The sequence below is a fragment of the Priestia sp. BR_2 genome (assembly GCF_041954005.1).
In the GTDB taxonomy this organism is placed as follows: Bacteria; Bacillota; Bacilli; order Paenibacillales; family Paenibacillaceae; genus Paenibacillus_AQ; species Paenibacillus_AQ lautus_A.
Genome location: NZ_JAVFHM010000185.1, coordinates 64,789 through 83,563, shown reverse-complemented (window position 1 = coordinate 83,563; position 18,775 = coordinate 64,789). Strand labels below are relative to the sequence as shown.

General features: G+C 50.1%; 16 protein-coding genes. 3 read left to right on the top strand and 13 right to left on the bottom strand.

The annotated features are described in order from the left end of the window. Positions 1 to 16: 16 nt before the first annotated feature. A complete protein-coding gene (locus tag RB298_RS09760; RefSeq protein WP_486047012.1) occupies positions 17 to 664 on the bottom strand; it encodes a trimeric intracellular cation channel family protein in 648 nt (215 codons plus the stop codon). 137 nt (positions 665 to 801) lie between these two features. Between RB298_RS09760 and RB298_RS09755 the strand changes: the two genes are divergently transcribed. Further along, the gene (locus RB298_RS09755) at positions 802 to 1,446 is read left to right on the top strand and encodes a thiamine diphosphokinase (protein WP_486046967.1); all 645 of its coding nucleotides are present in this window, start codon (positions 802 to 804) and stop codon (positions 1,444 to 1,446) included. Between the two features lie 268 nt (positions 1,447 to 1,714). Next, positions 1,715 to 2,209, top strand: a complete 495-nt coding sequence (locus tag RB298_RS09750) for a C40 family peptidase (RefSeq protein ID WP_009596005.1) — start codon at positions 1,715 to 1,717, stop codon at positions 2,207 to 2,209. Positions 2,210 to 2,249: 40 nt separating this feature from the next. Here RB298_RS09750 and RB298_RS09745 read toward each other — a convergent pair whose 3' ends face one another. Further along, positions 2,250 to 2,969: a response regulator transcription factor gene (locus tag RB298_RS09745; RefSeq protein WP_096773395.1), complete on the bottom strand. Its 720-nt coding sequence runs from the start codon at positions 2,967 to 2,969 to the stop codon at positions 2,250 to 2,252. A gap of 267 nt (positions 2,970 to 3,236) precedes the next feature. Here RB298_RS09745 and RB298_RS09740 point away from each other — a divergent pair, with 267 nt between their 5' ends. Beyond that, on the top strand, positions 3,237 to 6,599 hold the full coding sequence (locus tag RB298_RS09740; protein WP_486046966.1) for a discoidin domain-containing protein: 3,363 nt from the start codon (positions 3,237 to 3,239) through the stop codon (positions 6,597 to 6,599). 84 nt (positions 6,600 to 6,683) lie between these two features. Here the strand turns inward: RB298_RS09740 and RB298_RS09735 are convergent, their stop codons facing one another. The 11 genes from RB298_RS09735 to RB298_RS09685 all read right to left on the bottom strand — a co-directional run bounded on the left by RB298_RS09735 (position 6,684) and on the right by RB298_RS09685 (position 18,769). Next, positions 6,684 to 7,760 (bottom strand): ThiF family adenylyltransferase, encoded by a 1,077-nt coding sequence (locus RB298_RS09735; RefSeq protein WP_213579796.1) that lies wholly within the window; start codon positions 7,758 to 7,760, stop codon positions 6,684 to 6,686. A gap of 183 nt (positions 7,761 to 7,943) precedes the next feature. Continuing rightward, entirely contained in the window at positions 7,944 to 8,753 is an 810-nt protein-coding gene (locus tag RB298_RS09730; RefSeq protein WP_486046965.1) for an aminoglycoside phosphotransferase family protein, read from the bottom strand. Positions 8,754 to 9,065: 312 nt separating this feature from the next. Continuing rightward, entirely contained in the window at positions 9,066 to 10,619 is a 1,554-nt protein-coding gene (locus tag RB298_RS09725; protein ID WP_036665385.1) for an ABC-F family ATP-binding cassette domain-containing protein, read from the bottom strand. 122 nt (positions 10,620 to 10,741) lie between these two features. Then, positions 10,742 to 11,731 carry a hypothetical protein gene (locus RB298_RS09720; RefSeq protein ID WP_486046964.1) on the bottom strand — a complete coding sequence of 330 codons (990 nt, stop codon included), beginning with the start codon at positions 11,729 to 11,731 and terminating at the stop codon, positions 10,742 to 10,744. Continuing rightward, on the bottom strand, positions 11,718 to 12,272 hold the full coding sequence (locus RB298_RS09715; RefSeq protein WP_192572343.1) for a hypothetical protein: 555 nt from the start codon (positions 12,270 to 12,272) through the stop codon (positions 11,718 to 11,720). The genes RB298_RS09720 and RB298_RS09715 overlap by 14 nt, the downstream gene beginning before the upstream one ends. Before the next feature lie 5 nt (positions 12,273 to 12,277). After that, positions 12,278 to 12,673: a hypothetical protein gene (locus RB298_RS09710; RefSeq protein ID WP_486046963.1), complete on the bottom strand. Its 396-nt coding sequence runs from the start codon at positions 12,671 to 12,673 to the stop codon at positions 12,278 to 12,280. Positions 12,674 to 12,697: 24 nt separating this feature from the next. Further along, positions 12,698 to 13,156 (bottom strand): hypothetical protein, encoded by a 459-nt coding sequence (locus tag RB298_RS09705; protein ID WP_009596009.1) that lies wholly within the window; start codon positions 13,154 to 13,156, stop codon positions 12,698 to 12,700. A gap of 80 nt (positions 13,157 to 13,236) precedes the next feature. Continuing rightward, positions 13,237 to 15,309 (bottom strand): hypothetical protein, encoded by a 2,073-nt coding sequence (locus tag RB298_RS09700; RefSeq protein WP_486046962.1) that lies wholly within the window; start codon positions 15,307 to 15,309, stop codon positions 13,237 to 13,239. Continuing rightward, on the bottom strand, positions 15,299 to 17,209 hold the full coding sequence (locus RB298_RS09695) for a pilus assembly protein CpaF (RefSeq protein ID WP_486046961.1): 1,911 nt from the start codon (positions 17,207 to 17,209) through the stop codon (positions 15,299 to 15,301). Before RB298_RS09695 ends, RB298_RS09700 begins: the two co-directional genes overlap by 11 nt. After that, positions 17,196 to 18,065, bottom strand: coding sequence for a CpaE/TadZ family protein (locus tag RB298_RS09690; protein ID WP_486046960.1), 870 nt, complete (start codon positions 18,063 to 18,065; stop codon positions 17,196 to 17,198). Before RB298_RS09690 ends, RB298_RS09695 begins: the two co-directional genes overlap by 14 nt. Next, positions 18,062 to 18,769 (bottom strand): hypothetical protein, encoded by a 708-nt coding sequence (locus tag RB298_RS09685; protein ID WP_486046959.1) that lies wholly within the window; start codon positions 18,767 to 18,769, stop codon positions 18,062 to 18,064. Before RB298_RS09685 ends, RB298_RS09690 begins: the two co-directional genes overlap by 4 nt. Positions 18,770 to 18,775: the final 6 nt, after the last annotated feature.

Here is an 18,775-nt window from a genome sequence, read left to right as displayed (position 1 = left end):
TGTTCCATACCTTATTTTAACCGGATCTGACTTCTTTTCCGCTGGCTGCCGAAGACTGGGTTGCGTGCAGCGACCTTCTGGGCAATCTCCATTTATATAGAACGGACAGCATCCTGAAAACGATGACTATAACAAATAAGGTCAAGAGCTGCCAGGTCTTGGTGGCGACCCCTAAGCCGATAGCGACACCTGCTGCCATGGCCCAGACCGCGTAAATCTCGTCGCGCAGCACGAGCGGCTTCCGCCCGGCCAGCAAATCGCGGACCATTCCTCCGCCGCTGCCTGTCAGCACAGCCGCCACGATGACCGCGCTCAATGGATGATTCATTTGCGTAGCATATAATGCTCCTTGAATCGCGAAGGCGGATAACCCGATTGCATCAAACAAGGCCTCCGTTTTCTTCCAATGCTGAATCAAGCCGAGCGGCAGCACAAACGCCACGAAAACCGAAATCATCGCCAGCATGATTAAATCTCCCTGACCCCACAGGGTGGTAACCGGCACGCCGATCAGGACGTTCCTTATAATACCCCCGCCGAAGGCCGTGACCAATCCAAGCACCACAACCCCCAAAATATCGTATTCCTCTTCCATTGCCACAAAAGCTCCGGACATGGCAAACGCAATGGTGCCAATGATGCTGAATACGTCAAACACATGCATGTCCAAAATTCAGTTCCCCCGCTCCCCCGTCAATTTACATACTACATTGTAGCCGCGCCTATTAAAATTGTGCAAGCATGAAAACTGCACTATACTAGAATTCAATGACAATTCTCTCGAAAAAGGAGGAATATATTATGAAGCACACTCGCGTCCTGATCTTCACAGGTGGGGAGTTGTCAACGGGATTCCTGAATGAGGTCCAAGAAGGGGATTTCATTATAGGAGCCGATCGCGGCGCTCTCTTCTTGATTGAACATGGAATCAAACCCGATCTGTCCGTCGGAGATTTCGATTCCATTCCGCCCGAGCAGATGAATCGTGTCCACTCCATGAGCGGAAAGGTCATCGATTGTGACCCGATCGATAAAAATTTGACCGACACCGAGCTTGCCTTCGAGCTGGCTATGGAACGCTCGCCCGAATCCATCATGATTCTGGGGGCTACGGGCACGCGCCTGGATCATACGCTGGCCAATATCCACATGCTCATACGCGGCCTTCAGCATCATATCCCGTGTTCCATATTAGATGAAAACAATTTTATTACCCTGACGGGCTCCAGCTGTCATGTCGAGAACAAAGGGTTTACATATGTCTCCCTTCTGCCGCTCACCACGGAAGTTACCGGCATTTATCTCGAAGGTTTTCAGTATCCGCTCCAAGATGCCACATTGCGATTGGGGCAGTCGCTCGGGGTCAGCAACAGGCTGGCCGAGGAGAAAGGAACGGTTCGGATCGAAGGCGGTCTGCTGCTCATTATTCAAAGCAAGGATCGCTAATCATTACTATTTTGTCATCTTTTATCGCAAAATATTAAACCTCGTAATTCTTTTGAAAAACCCTTGTATATCAAGGGTTTTTTCTTGTTTAGAACTCGCGAATCAGCCGCAATTCTTAATTTTTTGTTACTTTTAATGATATTTTAATAATTCGCTTTCATTTCATGCGGCCCAAGGGCTTCCGCCGATTATCCAGATTATGGCCGGTTTCAAATCTGATATACTCGGTTCATCGCAAAAAACAATAACTGCTTGGAGGTCATACAACATGAATCGACAGAATTGGATTAAGAAAGCCGTAGTCATCAGCTTGAGCGCAACTTTGGGCGTAGGCGCAGTACTAACTGTCGCACCGCCGGCACCTGTAGAAGCAGCATCCGTAAGCACAGGAACTCGAGTCGTTAACTTCGGTAAACAATATATGGGAACACCTTATAAATTCGGAGCATCCACATCCACGACAAGAGTGTTTGATTGCTCTTCCTTCATGAAACATATCTTTAAAAAATACGGCGTGAACCTGCCGCGTACGTCCGCTGCCCAATCCAAGGTCGGCAAGGCCGTTTCGAAATCGAACCTGAGAGCCGGCGATCTGGTATTCTTCTCAAGCGGAAGCCGTGCGAATGGCAGAAACGTAACACACGTTGCCGTTTATATGGGCAACAACAAAATCTTGCACACTTACGGCAAGCCTGGCGTAACGATCTCCAGCCTGTCCGGCAACTGGAGCAAGACTTACCTGAAAGCTCGTCGCGTACTGTAGTCTTATTTTCCACTTATCATATCGAAGACCGTCTTTCCGCTCAGGGAAGGCGGTCTTTTTTGCTTGCATCGATTTCTTTCTGGGATAAAAGCTTATAACCGGCCCCCCGTATCGTACGAAGCAGTTTTTGCTTGCGCCCTCTATCGATCTTCTCTCTCAAATGGAGAATGTAGACATCGACCACGTTGGTACCCGTATGAAAATCATAATCCCATACCTGTTTTAAAATATCCTCACGCGTGCATACCTGCCCCTGCCTTCGAGCCAAAAACAACAGCAAATCGTATTCGCGATGAGTCAGTTCCACGGGCTCCTCTTCCCGAATTACATTGCGGCTCAAAGGATCGATCACCAGATCTCCGATTCGGATGATCTCCTCCTGTTCCGCGCGTCCTGTCTGAAAAAGCCTCAGCAAATTGGCAATTCGCGCCAACAGCTCCCTCTCATCCCTGTCATTCGGGATGTAGTCATGGGCTCCAGCTTCCAAAGCATGAATCGCTTCGTTAGAACCGTCGCTTCCGATGACAATGATCGGGAGCTGTTCCCTTCTGCCCGCCAGTCGCTCCACGAGATTGAATTGGTTCATACCCGGCAGTCTGCTGTCGATGAGCAGCAGGTCTGCGCCTGCGCGCTGCAGAGCGGCAACCACTTCCGAATAATTCGCAGCGTCTGTAACCTTATAACCCGCTTGTTCTAGTATCTCCGTTATCGTCTGGATCCGAGCTTGATTGTCTGCCGCGATCAAAATGACTTTGTCCACGGGTTCTCCCCCGCTTTCATCGCTTAATAATGTAAGTATGTCTGTTTCATCCTGCTTTCACTCCTGCAATGGATGAAGAACAACCAGAACGCATTTTCTTACAAAAATTCAAGCCTGATCCAAAAGATGCTGGGATCGCATACGATTTCCGTAGAATTGCATCTTATTTCGGTCGAGACGTTATTTTTATAATGGATATAAGATCAGGAAAGGGGGATATCTTTACCCGGTATAACTCATCAACCATGATGAAGGAGGAAAAATAATATGCGCAACAAACTCGTGGGATGGCCTCTAGTCGTAATCATGCTGGTATCCATTGTATTCACGGCCGCCGGGCCTCCCGCTAAGGCTTCTGCAGCAGGCGGAATAAACCTATCCATCGGCAAAAACGTGACGGCTAGCGGCCAATCCCAAACCTACGGGCCGTCCAACGTAAACGATGGCAATCCAAATTCGTACTGGGAAAGCACCAACCATGCGTTCCCGCAATGGATACAAGTTGATCTCGGTACCGCCACCAGCATCAACGAATTCGTCCTAAAACTTCCTGCCAGCTGGGAGCCGCGGACTCAAACGCTGAGCGTACAAGGCAGCTTGAACGGCACGACATTCACAAATATCACGGGTCCGGCCGACTATGCATTCGACCCTGCCGAAGGAAACTCGGTGACCGTGAGTTTTGACGAAACGAGCACGAGATATGTTCGTTTAAGTGTAGCCAACAATACGACATGGCCGGCTGCGCAGCTGTCTGAATTTGAAATTTATGGACCATCGGTCTCCCCTCCGACGCCTCCAACGGGAAACAATGTCGCGAGCGGCAAACCGATTACCGCCTCCTCAAGCACTTTCACGTATGTAGCGGCCCATGCTAACGACAACAACGTCCAAACTTACTGGGAAGGCGGCAGCAACCCCAGTACGCTGACCCTGGATCTGGAATCAAACCATGATATTACCTCCATCGTACTGAAACTGAATCCGTCTACGGAATGGAGCGCCCGCACGCAAACCATACAAGTCCTTGGGCATGACCAAACTACGACGACCTTTAGTAATCTGGTGTCGGCTCAGTCCTATACGTTCGCCCCCGCTTCCGGAAATTTCGTAACGATTCCGGTAAATGCAACGGTTAAACGTCTGCAATTGAACATAACATCGAATTCCGGCGCCCCTGCGGGACAGATTGCGGAAATTGAAGTGTATGGCACCGCCGGCGAGAACCCGGACCTTACCATTACGGATATGTCCTGGACGCCGTCTTCTCCGAGCGAAAACGATGATATCACACTGCATGCCACGGTTAAAAACATTGGAAGCGCGGAAGCCGGCGCTACGACGGTCAATTTTTACCTGAATGACGCAAAAGCAGGCTCCTCGCCGTTAGGGCCGCTTGCAGCAGGAGCTTCCGCCACGGTCTCCCTGCAAACCGGAGCCCCAGCGGCTTCATCGTATACCCTCAGCGCCAAGGTCGACGAGGATGACAACATCATCGAGCTGAACGATGGGAACAACAGCTATTCCCATTCGTCCCCTTTGGTTATTGGCAGCGTGGAAAGCTCCGATTTGGTAGGAACGATACAGTGGACGCCAACCACGCCTATGGCCGGCAATGCCGTAGCCTTTACCGTCAATCTTAAGAACCAAGGCAACAAAGCCACGGCTAGCGGCTCGCATGCGATTTCCGTTGCACTGAAGAATCCGGCCGGATCAACGATCCAGACCTTTAACGGTAGCTACCATGGTGCCCTTGCCGCAGGCGCATCCGCCACCGTCCAAATTCCCGGCACATGGACCGCTGCAAGCGGCAGCTATACATTAACAACCTCCGTGGCACCCGATGCTAACGAAGTACCGGTTAAACGGGAGAACAATGTCAGTCATGCCAACCTAACCGTGTACTCATCACGAGGTGCCAGCATGCCGTATACCCGCTATGATACCGATGACGCCATACGCGGCGGCGGCGCATTGCTAAAGTCAGCGCCCACGTTCGATCAAGCGCTCACGGCATCGGAAGCATCCGGACAACGTTATGTTGCTCTCCCTACAAGCGGATCCAACCTGGAATGGACGGTTCGTGAAGGCGAAGGGGGCGCAGGCATCACCATGCGATATACGATGCCGGACTCATCGGACGGCATGGGATTAGACGGCTCGCTCGACGTCTATGTAAACGGTTCGAAGAAGAAGACGGTTCCATTAACGTCCTACTACAGCTGGCAGTATTTTTCCAGCGATCATCCGGCAGATGCGCCTGGAGGAGGACGTCCTCTATTCCGGTTCGATGAAGTACACTGGAAAATGGATACGCCGCTTCAGCCGGGAGACAAACTCCGTATTCAGAAGTCTAATGCGGATAACCTGGAATACGGCGTCGATTTCATCGAAATCGAGCCGGTACCTGCCGCTATCGCCCGTCCTGCCAACTCGGTCTCCGTCACGGATTTCGGTGCGATCCCCAACGACGGCCAAGATGACCTAACGGCATTTGAGGCGGCCGTGCAGGCAGCGGCCTCATCAGGCAAAACCCTATACATTCCTGAGGGGACGTTCCATTTGGGCAATATGTGGAAGATCGGCTCGGTCGGCAATATGATCAATGACATGAAGATTATGGGGGCAGGCATCTGGCACACCAACATCCAATTTACCAACCCGAATGCGGCTTCCGGCGGGATCTCGCTTCGAATCGCGGGCCAGCTGGATTTCAGCCATATCTATCTCAACTCGAATCTGCGGTCCCGATATAATCAGAATGCCATTTACAAAGGATTCATGGACAATTTCGGCACCAACTCCAAGATTCACAATGTGTGGGTGGAGCATTTCGAATGCGGATTCTGGGTTGGCGATTATGCCCATACGCCGGCCAAGATCGCGGAAGGGCTGGTCATAGAAAACAGCCGGATCCGCAACAACTTAGCGGATGGGGTTAATTTTGCGCAGGGGACCAGCCATTCGATGGTGCGCAACAGCAGCATTCGAAATAACGGCGACGATGGACTCGCTGTCTGGACGAGTAACGTGAACGGTGCACCAGTGGGTGTTAACAACACCTTCTCCTATAACACCATCGAAAACAACTGGCGCGCGGCGGCCATCGCTTTCTTTGGGGGAAGCGGTCACAAGGCCACTCACAATTTGATTGTAGACACCGTTGGCGGTTCCGGCATCCGAATGAACACGGTATTCCCTGGATATCATTTCCAGAATAATACCGGCATTCTGTTCTCCGATACCACCATCATTGGCAGTGGTACCAGTAAAGACTTGTACAACGGGGAGCGCGGGGCCATCGACCTTGAAGCATCGAATGATCCGATCCGCAATGTTACGTTTACCAACATCGATATTCTGAACACCCAGCGCAGTGCGGTACAGTTCGGTTATGGCGGCGGGTTTGAGAACATCGTGTTTAACCATATCCGTATAGACGGTACGGGACTTGACGGAGTAACGTCCTCGAGATTCTCGAGTCCGCATCCGGGTGCGGCGATCTATACGTACACGGGCAACGGGTCCGCAACATTCAACAATCTGATCATGCAAAATATCGCTCACCCTGATCTCTATTTCATCCAGAACGGATTCCATTTAATTTTGAATGAAGCGATTGGGGATTAAACGATAAAAGGAGTGGGCCTGTGAGGCTCACTCCTTAGTCGTTTACGATGATGGATGAAACACGTTAGCTTTGCTCCTTCTTATTTAACCGCCAACGTATTGATTATATAGCGATCTAGCCTTGGCGATATCCGATGTGCCATGCACCAGGGTTCTGCCGTCTTGAAATATAACCAAACGGTGCGGACTTGCCTGAAAAATGATCATATATGGGGTAACGGTAGCTTTTCCTTGAGGCAGGCTGTTTAATCGATCCGCCATCTCCTCCAGTTGAAGCTGCATGGGTCTGCCCGGCCGGATCTGCACGGTGTCCCTGCCGCACAGCACTTCGCTTTTATCGGCATGCTCAGCCGACAGATAAGGGTATGTCGGTTCCTCGCCGCATGTGGAGCAATCCGATTTTTTTGCACGGTCTACTCCAAATTCCAACTGTTCGTTACGCCATAAATCAAAAGACAGCATCTTTTTCCTCAAGGCTTGGCGGTTTCCGGATAATAGCTTCAGCGCTTCCATCGTTTGATGGGCAGCGACCATCTGTACCGCTTGGGGGAGAATGCCGTTAATGTCGCAAGTGTCGCCGCCTAAAGGAATCATTCCAAGCAAACAGTTCAAACATGGGGTTTCTCCCGGTAAAAACGTATAACTCATCCCGGAGCTCCCGACACATCCCCCGTAAATCCACGGAATTCCATGCTTGAAACCGATGTCGTTCAAGATCAGCCGGGTTCCAAAATTATCGGTAGCGTCCATCATCAAGTCAACGCCTTGGCACAGCACCGACAATTCGTGGGCTCGTACATCCATAACGACACCTTCCACGCTGACGTCCGAGTTGATCTCGGATAACCGCTTGGCAGCAGCTACGGCCTTTGGCAACCGGTTGATGGCATCCTGCTCGGTAAACAGCTGCTGACGCTGCAAATTGCTCCATTCCACGTAATCCCGGTCCACGATGGTCACGTGTCCGACGCCTGCGCGAACCAAGGTCTCCGACACGGCGCTTCCCAGCGCCCCTGCGCCGAGAACGAGCACGCGGCTGTTCCGGAGGCGAAGCTGTCCTTCCTTTCCCAATGGCGTGAACCGCTCTTGCCTGGAATACCGATCCTCTCTTTCCGCTTTAGCAGCCTCCTTGCCCTCCGAGGACTCCAAAGCAGTGTTCATTTGGTGTCCCTTGAGGATTGCCTTCCCCCTGTTATCATGTAGTCCAGACATGTATGTTTCCTCCCGATCCATTTCTGCGAACATGCTAATGAAGTTTGACTTTCATAAAATCTGACTAAAAGTTATTCATGATCAAAAATACCCATCCCGCTAAACAGGATGGGCGGTTTAACGAATTTCGCCTTAACACAATCGGGTATTCAGCGCCTTCTCAAGGATACTACGATGACGCAGTATCCAGGCAGCGCTCCGAGCTCTCCAGGCGATCCCCCATAACAGACCTTCCGTTTCAGGCGATACCTGCTGCTCAATGGCTTCTTCAGCCGTTTCCCGCACGACCACCTCTACGATCATATCCAACAAGTCCGTTCGAAGAGAAGGTTCGACGCCATAAGCGTCAACCAATAAACGGAGCTGCCTTGCACGGGCATTAGCATCCGGCAAGCCGACTCTTTCGGCAACATCATCATCGTGCAGCTGCGGAAAGAGCCAGCATACCCGGGCTAACTCAACAAGCGGATGTACAGGTCCCGCGAATTCCCAGTCAATTAAAGCGTAAGGCATCCCGTCGCGGGTAACCATATTCCAAGGCGCAACATCACCATGGCTATATACAACCCGGGCATTGCCTAGTTCACGTAGAAACCACGGTTTCCATACTTCCTGGGGACCCGGCGAGAATGTAGCGGAAGCGTCATGAAGCTGACGTAATAATCGTCCTACAGCGACGATGGCTTCATCGCTCCAAGGTCCGGGATGAACAAATTCGCCCTCTACATAACTTAACGTCTCTTGACCTTCCTCATTCCAACCCGAGCCAATAATATCAGGCAGGGACGTAAACCCTGCTTGCTTCAAATGCCTTAATAAGGAGTGTACGGACGGGGTCCATTCCCCGCAAGGTCGATACACAACCTGACCTCGTCGTACAACCGACTTCTCAGCGGAGAGAATAAGGCCCTCTCCCTGTCCTGTTGGATTTTCCGAATTCATGAACTCGTCTCCCCTTCGGAAGGGAATAACACGGTTAATGGGGCTATGGAAGTGTATTCCCTTCATATATTGATGCCCCGATGGTCAAATCCATGTCTTCCATCAACATCTCCTCCGTTCATGTCAAGTTGCTTCTAGCATATCATAAAAAAGGATTCATCCATAGCAGGACCGAGAGCCGAAGAGGATCGAGTACGCCAAAAAGGATGACCAGCAGCGCGCTTCCGGTCATCCTTAAGGAGTAACGATTAAACTCGTTTAGATTCAGGTTCATCATCCAACTTGTGCGCTGGATTGTGATCCGTCAATGGGTCAAGCGTTCTGGTTGGACCAATCTTCGACGTTCCAGATCTTCGTTACCCAATCTTCATAAAATTCAGGTTCGTGGGAAACCAACAGGATGGTGCCTTTGTATTCCTTCAAGGCACGTTTTAGTTCCTCCTTGGCCACAACGTCAAGATGGTTTGTCGGTTCGTCAAACAGAATCCAGTTGCTCTCGCGCATCAGAAGTTTACACAGACGGACTTTTGCCTGTTCGCCACCGCTAAGCGCCTTCATCGGACGGGTAATATGCTCGTTTTTGAGTCCGCAGCGAGCAAGGGCCGCACGAACCTCGTGCTGGTTCAAATGTGAGAATTCGTTCCACACGTCATCAATCGGGGTGATATTCCCCGGACGTACTTCCTGCTCGAAATAAGCGGGCACGAGAAAGTCCCCTTGATATGTCTTGCCCGAGAAGGCCGGGATTTTCCCTAAGATGGTCTTGAGCAGCGTTGATTTACCCACGCCATTACATCCGACAATGGCAATCTTCTCTCCGCGTTCGATCATGATGCTCATTTTGGGAAGCAATGGCCGATCGTAGCCAATCTCAAAATCAATGCCCTCAAATACCGTTTTACCGCTGGCGCGGGCTTCCTTGAAGTTAAACACGGGTTTAGCCGCTTCCTCAGGACGGTCAATCCGTTCCATGCGATCCAGCTGCTTCTCCCGGCTCTTTGCTCGGCCGGACGTGGAGTAGCGGGCCTTATTCCGCTGAATGAAGTCTTCCTGTTTCTTAATGAACTCTTGCTGCTTCTCGTAGGCATCGATATGCTGATTCTTGTTGATATCGGCCATTTCCAGAAACTTCTCGTAGTTCGCTGTATAACGCGTTAATTTCGCAAATTCCAAATGATAGATGACGTCGACCACCTGGTTCATAAATTCCGTATCATGGGAAATCAAAATGAACGCATAAGGGTACTGCTTCAAATATTGAGTCAGCCATTCAATGTGCTCAACATCCAGATAGTTGGTAGGCTCGTCCAATAGAAGAACGTTAGGCTTCTCCAGCAGAAGTTTCGCCAGCAGCACCTTGGTGCGCTGCCCACCGCTTAATGTCGCCACATCGCGATCCAGGCCGATCACGGACAACCCTAGACCGTTCGCCATTTCTTCAACCTTTACGTCCAGCATGTAGAAATCCCCGATGTCCAGCTGCTCCTGAATCTCGCCCATCTGTTCGAGCAGAAGTTCCAGCTCTTCAGGCGTTGCATCACTCATCTTATTGGTGATTTCCATCATTTCTTTTTCCAGCTCCAGCAGGGGCAGAAAGGCATCCTTCAAAACATCGCGTACCGTTTTCCCCGGTGTCAGCTTGGTATGCTGATCCAAGTATCCGTAACGGATTTTCGGCGTCCACTCTACCTTGCCGCTGTCTTTAAGCAGCTGACCCGTCAAAATATTCATTAATGTTGATTTGCCTACGCCGTTTGCTCCGACAAGACCGACATGTTCGCCGGCCAGCAAACGAAAAGATACATTCTTAAATAGAGTACGATCCCCGAAATTATGCGATACGTTCTCTACGGTCAATAAACTCATGGCTATAGTAACTCCTGTCTGTATAAAATGAACTTATTTCATGTTAATTTAGCGAATTGTACACAGTCAAGAGTTTATTGTAACACATCATCGAGTCCGGCCGAAACTACGATTTTCGGGGATCACGGGACACCGGGATTATAACAGCTTTTCTCATGATAACCGGCTGCCGCTGCTTCCTTGGCGCTCGGAAACACCTCCTCCACCCGATCGTTGAATGAGCAGGTATCCCGATAATAATAGGGGAGCCCCCTGTCATCCACCGCGCCGAAATAGGTCGGAGCTTTAACGAGTCGGCCGCCTCCAAGCGCGTAGTTATTGTAATATTGTTCGCCCATGGGAATGCCTTGAATGAAAGCCATCATACCGATATCATCAATCGTATTTACCCACTCTTCCTGGGAAATCAAAGGCAGCGTGAACATATAAGAGATTCCGTTCCGCAGCGCCACTTGATTGTGGAGCTGTATGTAATGGGCAAGACGCTCTTGAACCGTATTCACGATGGTGATCCGCCGGACTTGTTCAAACACATCCTCATGATCCAACAAAGCCACGCCTGTTCTGCCAATGAGATCCTTCCGAAATCCAGAATGCCAGATAGAGGAATTGGATTCATATACCTGAACGTAAGAATCCAGCGTAAACTGAATGCTGTTGCCGTTGCCATCATTCCAGGCATAAGGAATTTTGGGAGTCCATCGATGCTCCATAAGCTCCTTGCCGTCATCGTCAACATAGGGCTGTGATACAAACAAATAATACCCGTCATAGTCCAGCACAACGATGGCAGGAATATACCACCATAAGGCAGCTTGTGCAGCCTTGTCATCTCCGATCCCCATGTTGATATACAATGTCCGGGAAAATGACTCCAGCGCTTGTTCTTTATCCGCACGCATATACTTCACGGAATCATAAGCCGACTCCTTGGACTGCGTCTCGTTATCGTTCAGTTTCATCCCGCCGTCTTGAACGGCCGTGCGCAGAGCACCCGTATATTTCATCTCGGCAAACCGGACATCCTCCAGGCTCTCGGCGCGCATGCCTAGGACGAGAAACATGGGGAAGAACACGGCAGTAAACACGATGGCAAGATCAGTAATCTTCATTCAGAACCAATCCTCCGTAAGGGAATGCGATAGCTGCTGTTCCTTCTGAATTGGATCCTGTCAACGTATCGAATATCACCAATCCGGGTGTGCGATTCAAGCTGGTAACGCTAACCTGAAAGTGATCGCCGGCAGTTAGACGGTAGCGGCGGCTATCATCGCTTTTATCCAGATTCGAGTCCGGGAACAGATACCCCATCAGATCATCCTGATAATAAGCATCATATACAACGGAATAACGGTTCAAGAATGATCCGGGATCCGAAGGATCGGCATATTCCGGGTGGTATTTCTTGTGATGATGCTCCATCTCGACATTGTAAATGTTCCCTGTGGCCGCCAACTCTTGAAGGAAGTCATTATACATGGTCGGGGTAATATATCCCTTAGTGCGAACACTGTCTACGAATTTGGTAACGGATTGATAAACGATGAGTCGTGACAGGTCATCCTGTCTTCTTGCCATCTCGCCAGCGGGAACCAAATATAACAGAAGGAGCGCCAGAAATGCCGCAAACCATTTCGATACCGAATTAGACATGGTTGTTACCTCGCTTTTAGAAACTGGATCCGATCTACTTCCCCATCCGCTCCCCGAATGTACTCCGCATGATACCGAGCATTTAAGTCGATGATCGAAACATCCAGCTCCTCCGGATGAATGCCTGAATGGAACACCGTTCCATCCACATCAACGGTAAAGTCGCCTGCCTCTAATTCTCGCAGCGTAAACAAGACTTCGCTTCCTACATAGGTCAGCTTCCCGTTATCGTTAGTCATCTTTACGGTTGTCACTCCAGCATGCTGTTCTTGAGTCATTCGGTCCGCGGCTGTTATCCCGCCGCCAACCATTGCCTGAATATGGAAAGCATACAAGGATGCGCCGAGAAACAACGCCACCCCCGTAGCCATTTCAAGCATGCTTATTGTTGCTTCGCGCAAGTTTATTCACCTTTCTATTCATATCTATTGATCGAATTTAATGCCCCGGATCACGTTGGAATTGTCTTTCACGATGGTCGCCCTAAACTTCCCGCTTGGGTTGACGTACTCCGGGCTTTTCTCATCCATGACAAGGTTGATGTTCCCTTGCCTGGAATCCGGATTCAGGATCGATCCGTCCGACTCCAGTACGTTGCCGTACCATTGCCCTGCTTTATTTTTACCTGTTGCAATGAAAACGCCGAACTGATCCTTGTCCTTATATTTGCGCAGTGCATTCGTAACTTGAGAACCGCTGATCGTCGTTCCGTCATACACGGTAAAGGCTGCCTGGGACAGCTCCGTCTGTATATCCGAAAAATTGTTCTGGGCGGTTTTGGTTGCCTCCTGGGCCGAAATAAACAAAATGACAACGATCGTAATCAGGGCAATGGTCAAAAATATGCCTGCTGCAACCTTTAATGCGGATGATGCGTTATTCATTGAAATCCCCCTCATTTCCCTTATTGTTTTTTATGAACCTAGTGATTATCGTTTCAGTAGTGCTTAGGCCTTGTATTGCTTCAAAGTCGTTGAATTTGCTCATAATACGTTTCCATTTGGGAGAAACTCATGCCGATCAGCGGAATGACAAGATACATAAAGATCAGCGCATACATCGGAGTAAAACCGATCATCCGCGCCCATGCGGCTTTCGTGTCGATCATCGCTTCATATTCCTGCTTGCGCTGCTCGAAGCTGAATATCATCTCCCCGTCGAGATCGTCGAATACGTCCTTGATCGGAACTTTATCCACCGCAAGGATCAGCTTGTCCACCAACCGTTGAAATTCGGGTAACCAGACGTCTTCCTTCAGCTCCAGTAAAGCCAACTGCGCGCCATGTTCATAGTGAAGCAGGCTTTTTTGAATGGGAACCTTGAAAATAACGGCGAACCGGTTAAGCCATTCCAATATAACTTCAACCGTGATTCGCTCCATACCGCGCAGGATCGATATGACCGTCTGAAATTGATATACTTCATGCCGCATTTCCATGTTTCGCACTTTCCGGTGAAAATACAGCAGCCACAGTGGCGCCCCATAACCTGCAATACCTGCCATGAAGGAGAGCAGCAGCTCCCACCACTTCAAATACTCGCTATCATACCGCTTCAGCTTGGTCATGATTCGATCGGCTGCAATCTCAATTTGTTCCTTGGTCAAACCAACAGAATCTGTATCTCTTACGGCCTGTTGGATCTGATCATGCGTTGCTTTCGTTGACATTTGCAGCTGCTCCATGATCACCCGATCCCGCCGGGCAGTCTCCTCTGCCTGCAAGCGCTCAACATCATTCATCTGTCCGAACAGAGAATGATTTAATGGAACGGGGACATACAACAAATGATGCCTAGACTGTACATGCAGTCCAACGGCCAGCGACAGCGCTAAAAAGAAACCGAGGAAAAAAAACGTTACCCTTCTGATATACAGCCACTCGAATTTGATTTTCGCATTGCTCTCCTTCAGCAGCCGAACCCGGCTGTCATATTTCATCGTGCCTGGGGTCGGGGTCATGATCCCCGCAAGCCAGCGAATAGTTGGAATTCGGTACATTCTTTCTTCCCACGACACCTTGCTTGCCACTGCACGGTAGTCGGTTTCCCGATTTTGCTGGAGCTTCTGGAGCAGGATGTAAGAAATCAGGATAATGACGTAAATGGATATCTTGGTCACAAATCCGAGCTTGCTCATGTAAAACTCATCCATCGACGGAAAACTGCTTCTCGCCCACCGTTCGATCGGTTTCGTAAAAAAAACCGGGGCCAGCGCAATTGCATTCAAGCCCTTCATCAAGTAATCAAGCTTGTCTCTTCGCAATATTTCCAATTGGATTTCCTTGGTCAAACCGCTGAGCCCAAGGAGATAAATAGAGCCTTGTTTTCTCGCATGATCGCCAAACTCCATTACCAGATGGGAAATGCCCGCAAACGCCTTTAAATACCGGTTAGGCGCTACCTCATAATATCGCTCCAGCTCATCATTAGGATCTTGGGATACGAGGGCATTATAGATCCGATGGGCATGTATGGAGATTTCATGTCCCGAAGTCTCTGCCCCTTCATACAAAGCCTCCTCGACCATTCCATGCTGCTGATAATGATGACGGACGAGGGAGAACAATTCAACCGATTGAACAAGCAGCTTCCGCTCCAGCCGGTTAATGAACATCTCAACAAGCATATTGTTAATAACCACGGCGGCAAGGATGACTATCACGATAAACCCCAGGTCCGGATGACTCCATATCAGCAATAAGGCCGTTAATCCGATAATCCCTGTAATCGCGCAGGCAAGCTTCACCGTCTCATACCGAAGCGAAATTTCATCATAAGGATGGATGATCGCGATTCTCTGTCTGATCCGTTTGATATACGATTGGACGAGCGGGAGTTTCACTCCATACATATAAGCCAATTGGAACCATTGGCGGTATATACCGCGAAACGACTTTGCTTCACCCGCATCGAACCTTCCGGCATAATTTCCACGGTTTCCTCGTCTTCTGGACATCCACGACACCAAACCGAACGTAATCGAGAACAGCGTCAGGGATGTAATGAATATCAGGCTTAACACGTCTTTAGAGGCCACGTTGTTCCCCCCAGCCCGAGTCCAGAAATATTCTGAATTCCTCCGCATCCTCCGGATGCATCTGCTCGGTCATTTCGCGAATGCTGATTTCGGATAGTTTGGCGCAAGCAATATATGCACCGTCCCGGTATTCAATCACATTGCGGGACACATAGCAGCGGTCCTCGTTCAGTCTCCGCATATGCTCTGAGCTTAAATGAAAATACTCCTCCATGCTGCTCTTCCAATTGTTTTCCGTAGAAGCTTCGAATTGCGGCAGAGCCCCCTTATCCACCGGAATGCACTCTGTAATTCGCTCTATGTAACGGTTACCGAAAGCGTCTCTTCTCATATGAATGTCAAAGTTGATCACGCTGACCACCTGCTGCTCGGCAATGTGCTCTTGCCTGAACGCGCCGCTCTTGAGCAGGGAGTTGCGCAGGGATTGAACCAAATCCCTGAATGTCTTGGCATGATGGGTAAACACGGTAAACAGACTTGCCACTTGAGACATCTGTATCATCCATGACGCAACCTCGTCGCTAGCAACCTCACCAAGGATATTGACCGTACCGTCGGTTTTCTTCTGCAGATCCAGCCCTGCCTGTCCGCTGATATGCTCCGTTTCCCTGAAGCTGAGAATGTTCCTGCGGCTGTAGATTTTCCTTAAGTGAAGCTCGAAGGCCATCTCCTGAACCCGGAGGGTATAGGAGGCATAGATATGGCCAACCATTGCCATCAGCAGCGTAGTTTTTCCTGATCCTTGAGCACCGGTAATCGCCGTAATCCGGCTGCCTCTCATCATATATTTCAATAAACCGATCACCAGCTCGGAGCCGCTCCCCGTAATCAATTGATCAAGCGTAGCCTTGGGCAAATCGAACTTGCGTACAAAAAATGCCCAGGATTCGGCAAACGGTGGCCTTACCACAACAACCCTGGAGCCATCCTTCATCTCATTCACTTTATAACCGCTGGCTTCCGACAGCTGTCCCGGATGATTATATTTGTATATGTTTTGACATACCCGCTTAAGCTCCAGCATCGAACCAAACGATAAAAAAGCAAGATGAAGCGAGACACCCCGGTAAAAAATCCAGACGCTCTCACAGCCTGATGCAGGCAATTCGGCATTCGAAAGACCGAGCCCCAAAAAATCATCCGGTCCGTAAAAAGTATCCTGTCCGCTATCGCGGTCGACGGGAACGCCGCTGACTCCCCCACTGATCCCGTCAATCCGCTGATCCCTGATTTCATCCACGACGGAAAATCCTTTGTACTGCTGATAAATGCGCTGAACGACGATATCCAGCTTCTCCTGAAACAGAAGCGTACGCTGCTCTGACTCATAAATATAAGCAATGTCTTCCGCGGTAACCGCATAAACGCTGCCCTCCCCGTAACCGGGAATGACGCGAGGCTGCGCAAGATCGTATGTCTCCAGAAGTACGGATAAAGCATCCTCCCCGTGCCGCTGCTGGTACAAGTACAAGAGAATCTCGAATTGATCCTGGGCCGTTAATTCGGTTAGGCTTTCAAACGGAATGGCTGCATCAATGTTGGACTCGTTCAATCCCAGATCCTTGACAAGCAGCTGCTTTAAAAAATCCTTAACATACGCCTTGTCCATCGCATCACCGGATACGCAGCCCTTGAGCGCGCTTCGCAATTCGCTCCGCTTGTTCAGCCTGCGGCGATACGCTTCTTCGTGCAGCCCTAAATCAGACAATTGGCTGTGCGTCAGCTGATGCAGGCTTTCCTTAACAAATGCCGTCATGGCTTCGATCGAATAGGGATCCGAGCCCCGCGTTATAGCAGCCGCCGGTTTGCGGGTATCCATATAACGCAGATAGACAAACAACACGACTAACAAAACCAGGATGATGATCCACATCGTGTTCAAGGCGTTACCCAAAAGCATGCAGGCCCCCCGCTTTCGAACGGCCGGACGGAAGTCCGAGCTGTTCAGCCGACGCATCAGCCAGGTGACGGACGGCATTATACAGTGAATTCAAACCTTTCAGGTCCGCGCCCCCACGGTTGCGCTGCATGTAGGGAATAATCGAACTCATATTCCATGCATCCGTCATGCGGGAGCAATACGGAACGCCAACCGCCATCGTTTTGATTCCAAAGCGGCGCTTCATATTTTGCAGTGTGCAGCTGCTCTCCCGATCATATTTGCCGATCATGTACAAGCAGTCTTTTTCCTTCAGCTCCGGAGGAAGTCTTTCCTTCTCAAGCTCTCTCTTCAGGACATGCAAATTCTGATTCAATCCAACGATGATCAAGTCTGCCACTTGAAGTATTGCACGATCCGCAGCTCGGGGAACACCATTGCCGGCATCCGCTACGGTAACGTCATAACTTCGTTTGGAGGATGCCAAGACCTTGAACATTAGTTCAGTCCGATTCACGCCTTCCGCATGTCTAGCAGAACTGAAATCATTGGCCGACGTCGGCTTCGGTCCGCACAAAAGATCTAGCCGATCAGACAGCAGCGGCAGGGCATAATTGCGGACATTATCCGGACTCAGCCTCCCGCTTGCATTGAGCCGTTCGAGGGCATCCAATCCGGTATCCTGAAACGCCGCCATATAATCGAACGCTTCCTCCTTCAGCGCAAAGGCCTGTTCCACTCGTTCTCCTGCTTGTCCACCATGGGCAAGCAGCACTTTGACCTGGTATTCAAACGCCAATACGATCGGTAAACATGCGGCCAACAGCGTGCTGCCGCTCCCGCTTTTTAATGGGCTCCATACAGCAATCAGACTCATGCATGCCTCCTTCCCGCTTGCCTAAACGCCCGGCGGATATGCCGCTGCTCCATCTCCGTTAGGATCCGTATCAGTTCGGTAAGCGACCGCTTATACTGTCGTGACAATGGCTTGATGCCCAGTCTGCCTGCATGTTCGTTTTTTATTTTCAGCGCAAAAAACAACTCATCCCAAGGCATCTTCACAGGGGGGCCCAGCCATTGAATCCGGCTATCCTTCATAAAGCCTTCAATATAGGACCCGTCCGCCAGGTCTTCGATAACCTGTACGTATACGCGATGGAAAGGCGGCAGCGGGTCATCTGTTCTTGCTGCTCTTAGTTCATCCAGCAAGGCCGCGCTCTTTCGCAATCCCGTTACTTCGAATCCGCTGACCCAAACATGGGCATCCGCCGTATCCCACTGATCCTTGTCCATAAATTGCGGCTTCTCCACGTCCATCACAATATAGTCATATTTCTTCTCATTCATTTCTTCCAGATAATCCATCAGTGACGTATAACTCCCAAATCCTGTTGCCACGTCGAAACCGGCAAACTCCATGACCGGCAGCTGGGGATGCATTACGCTAATGCAATGTCTGTACTTCGCATCTATCGCGCCATCGACGAGCAGCACCCTGCTGTCTCCATTGGCTAGTATTTTGCACATGTACAGGAGCATATCGCTCTTGTCGCAGATGCCCGAAAATATCCACCTCTTCACTTTGGT

Bases quoted from the DNA above. Each gene is read 5' to 3' on its own strand.
- RB298_RS09760 (WP_486047012.1), bottom strand. From the start codon at position 664: ATGCATGTGTTTGACGTATTCAGCATCATTGGCACCATTGCGTTTGCC.
- RB298_RS09755 (WP_486046967.1), top strand. From the start codon at position 802: ATGAAGCACACTCGCGTCCTGATCTTCACAGGTGGGGAGTTGTCAACG.
- RB298_RS09750 (WP_009596005.1), top strand. From the start codon at position 1,715: ATGAATCGACAGAATTGGATTAAGAAAGCCGTAGTCATCAGCTTGAGC.
- RB298_RS09740 (WP_486046966.1), top strand. From the start codon at position 3,237: ATGCGCAACAAACTCGTGGGATGGCCTCTAGTCGTAATCATGCTGGTA.
- RB298_RS09735 (WP_213579796.1), bottom strand. From the start codon at position 7,760: ATGAACACTGCTTTGGAGTCCTCGGAGGGCAAGGAGGCTGCTAAAGCG.
- RB298_RS09730 (WP_486046965.1), bottom strand. From the start codon at position 8,753: ATGAATTCGGAAAATCCAACAGGACAGGGAGAGGGCCTTATTCTCTCC.
- RB298_RS09725 (WP_036665385.1), bottom strand. From the start codon at position 10,619: ATGAGTTTATTGACCGTAGAGAACGTATCGCATAATTTCGGGGATCGT.
- RB298_RS09720 (WP_486046964.1), bottom strand. From the start codon at position 11,731: ATGAAGATTACTGATCTTGCCATCGTGTTTACTGCCGTGTTCTTCCCC.
- RB298_RS09715 (WP_192572343.1), bottom strand. From the start codon at position 12,272: ATGTCTAATTCGGTATCGAAATGGTTTGCGGCATTTCTGGCGCTCCTT.
- RB298_RS09705 (WP_009596009.1), bottom strand. From the start codon at position 13,156: ATGAATAACGCATCATCCGCATTAAAGGTTGCAGCAGGCATATTTTTG.
- RB298_RS09695 (WP_486046961.1), bottom strand. From the start codon at position 17,209: ATGCTTTTGGGTAACGCCTTGAACACGATGTGGATCATCATCCTGGTT.
- RB298_RS09690 (WP_486046960.1), bottom strand. From the start codon at position 18,065: ATGAGTCTGATTGCTGTATGGAGCCCATTAAAAAGCGGGAGCGGCAGC.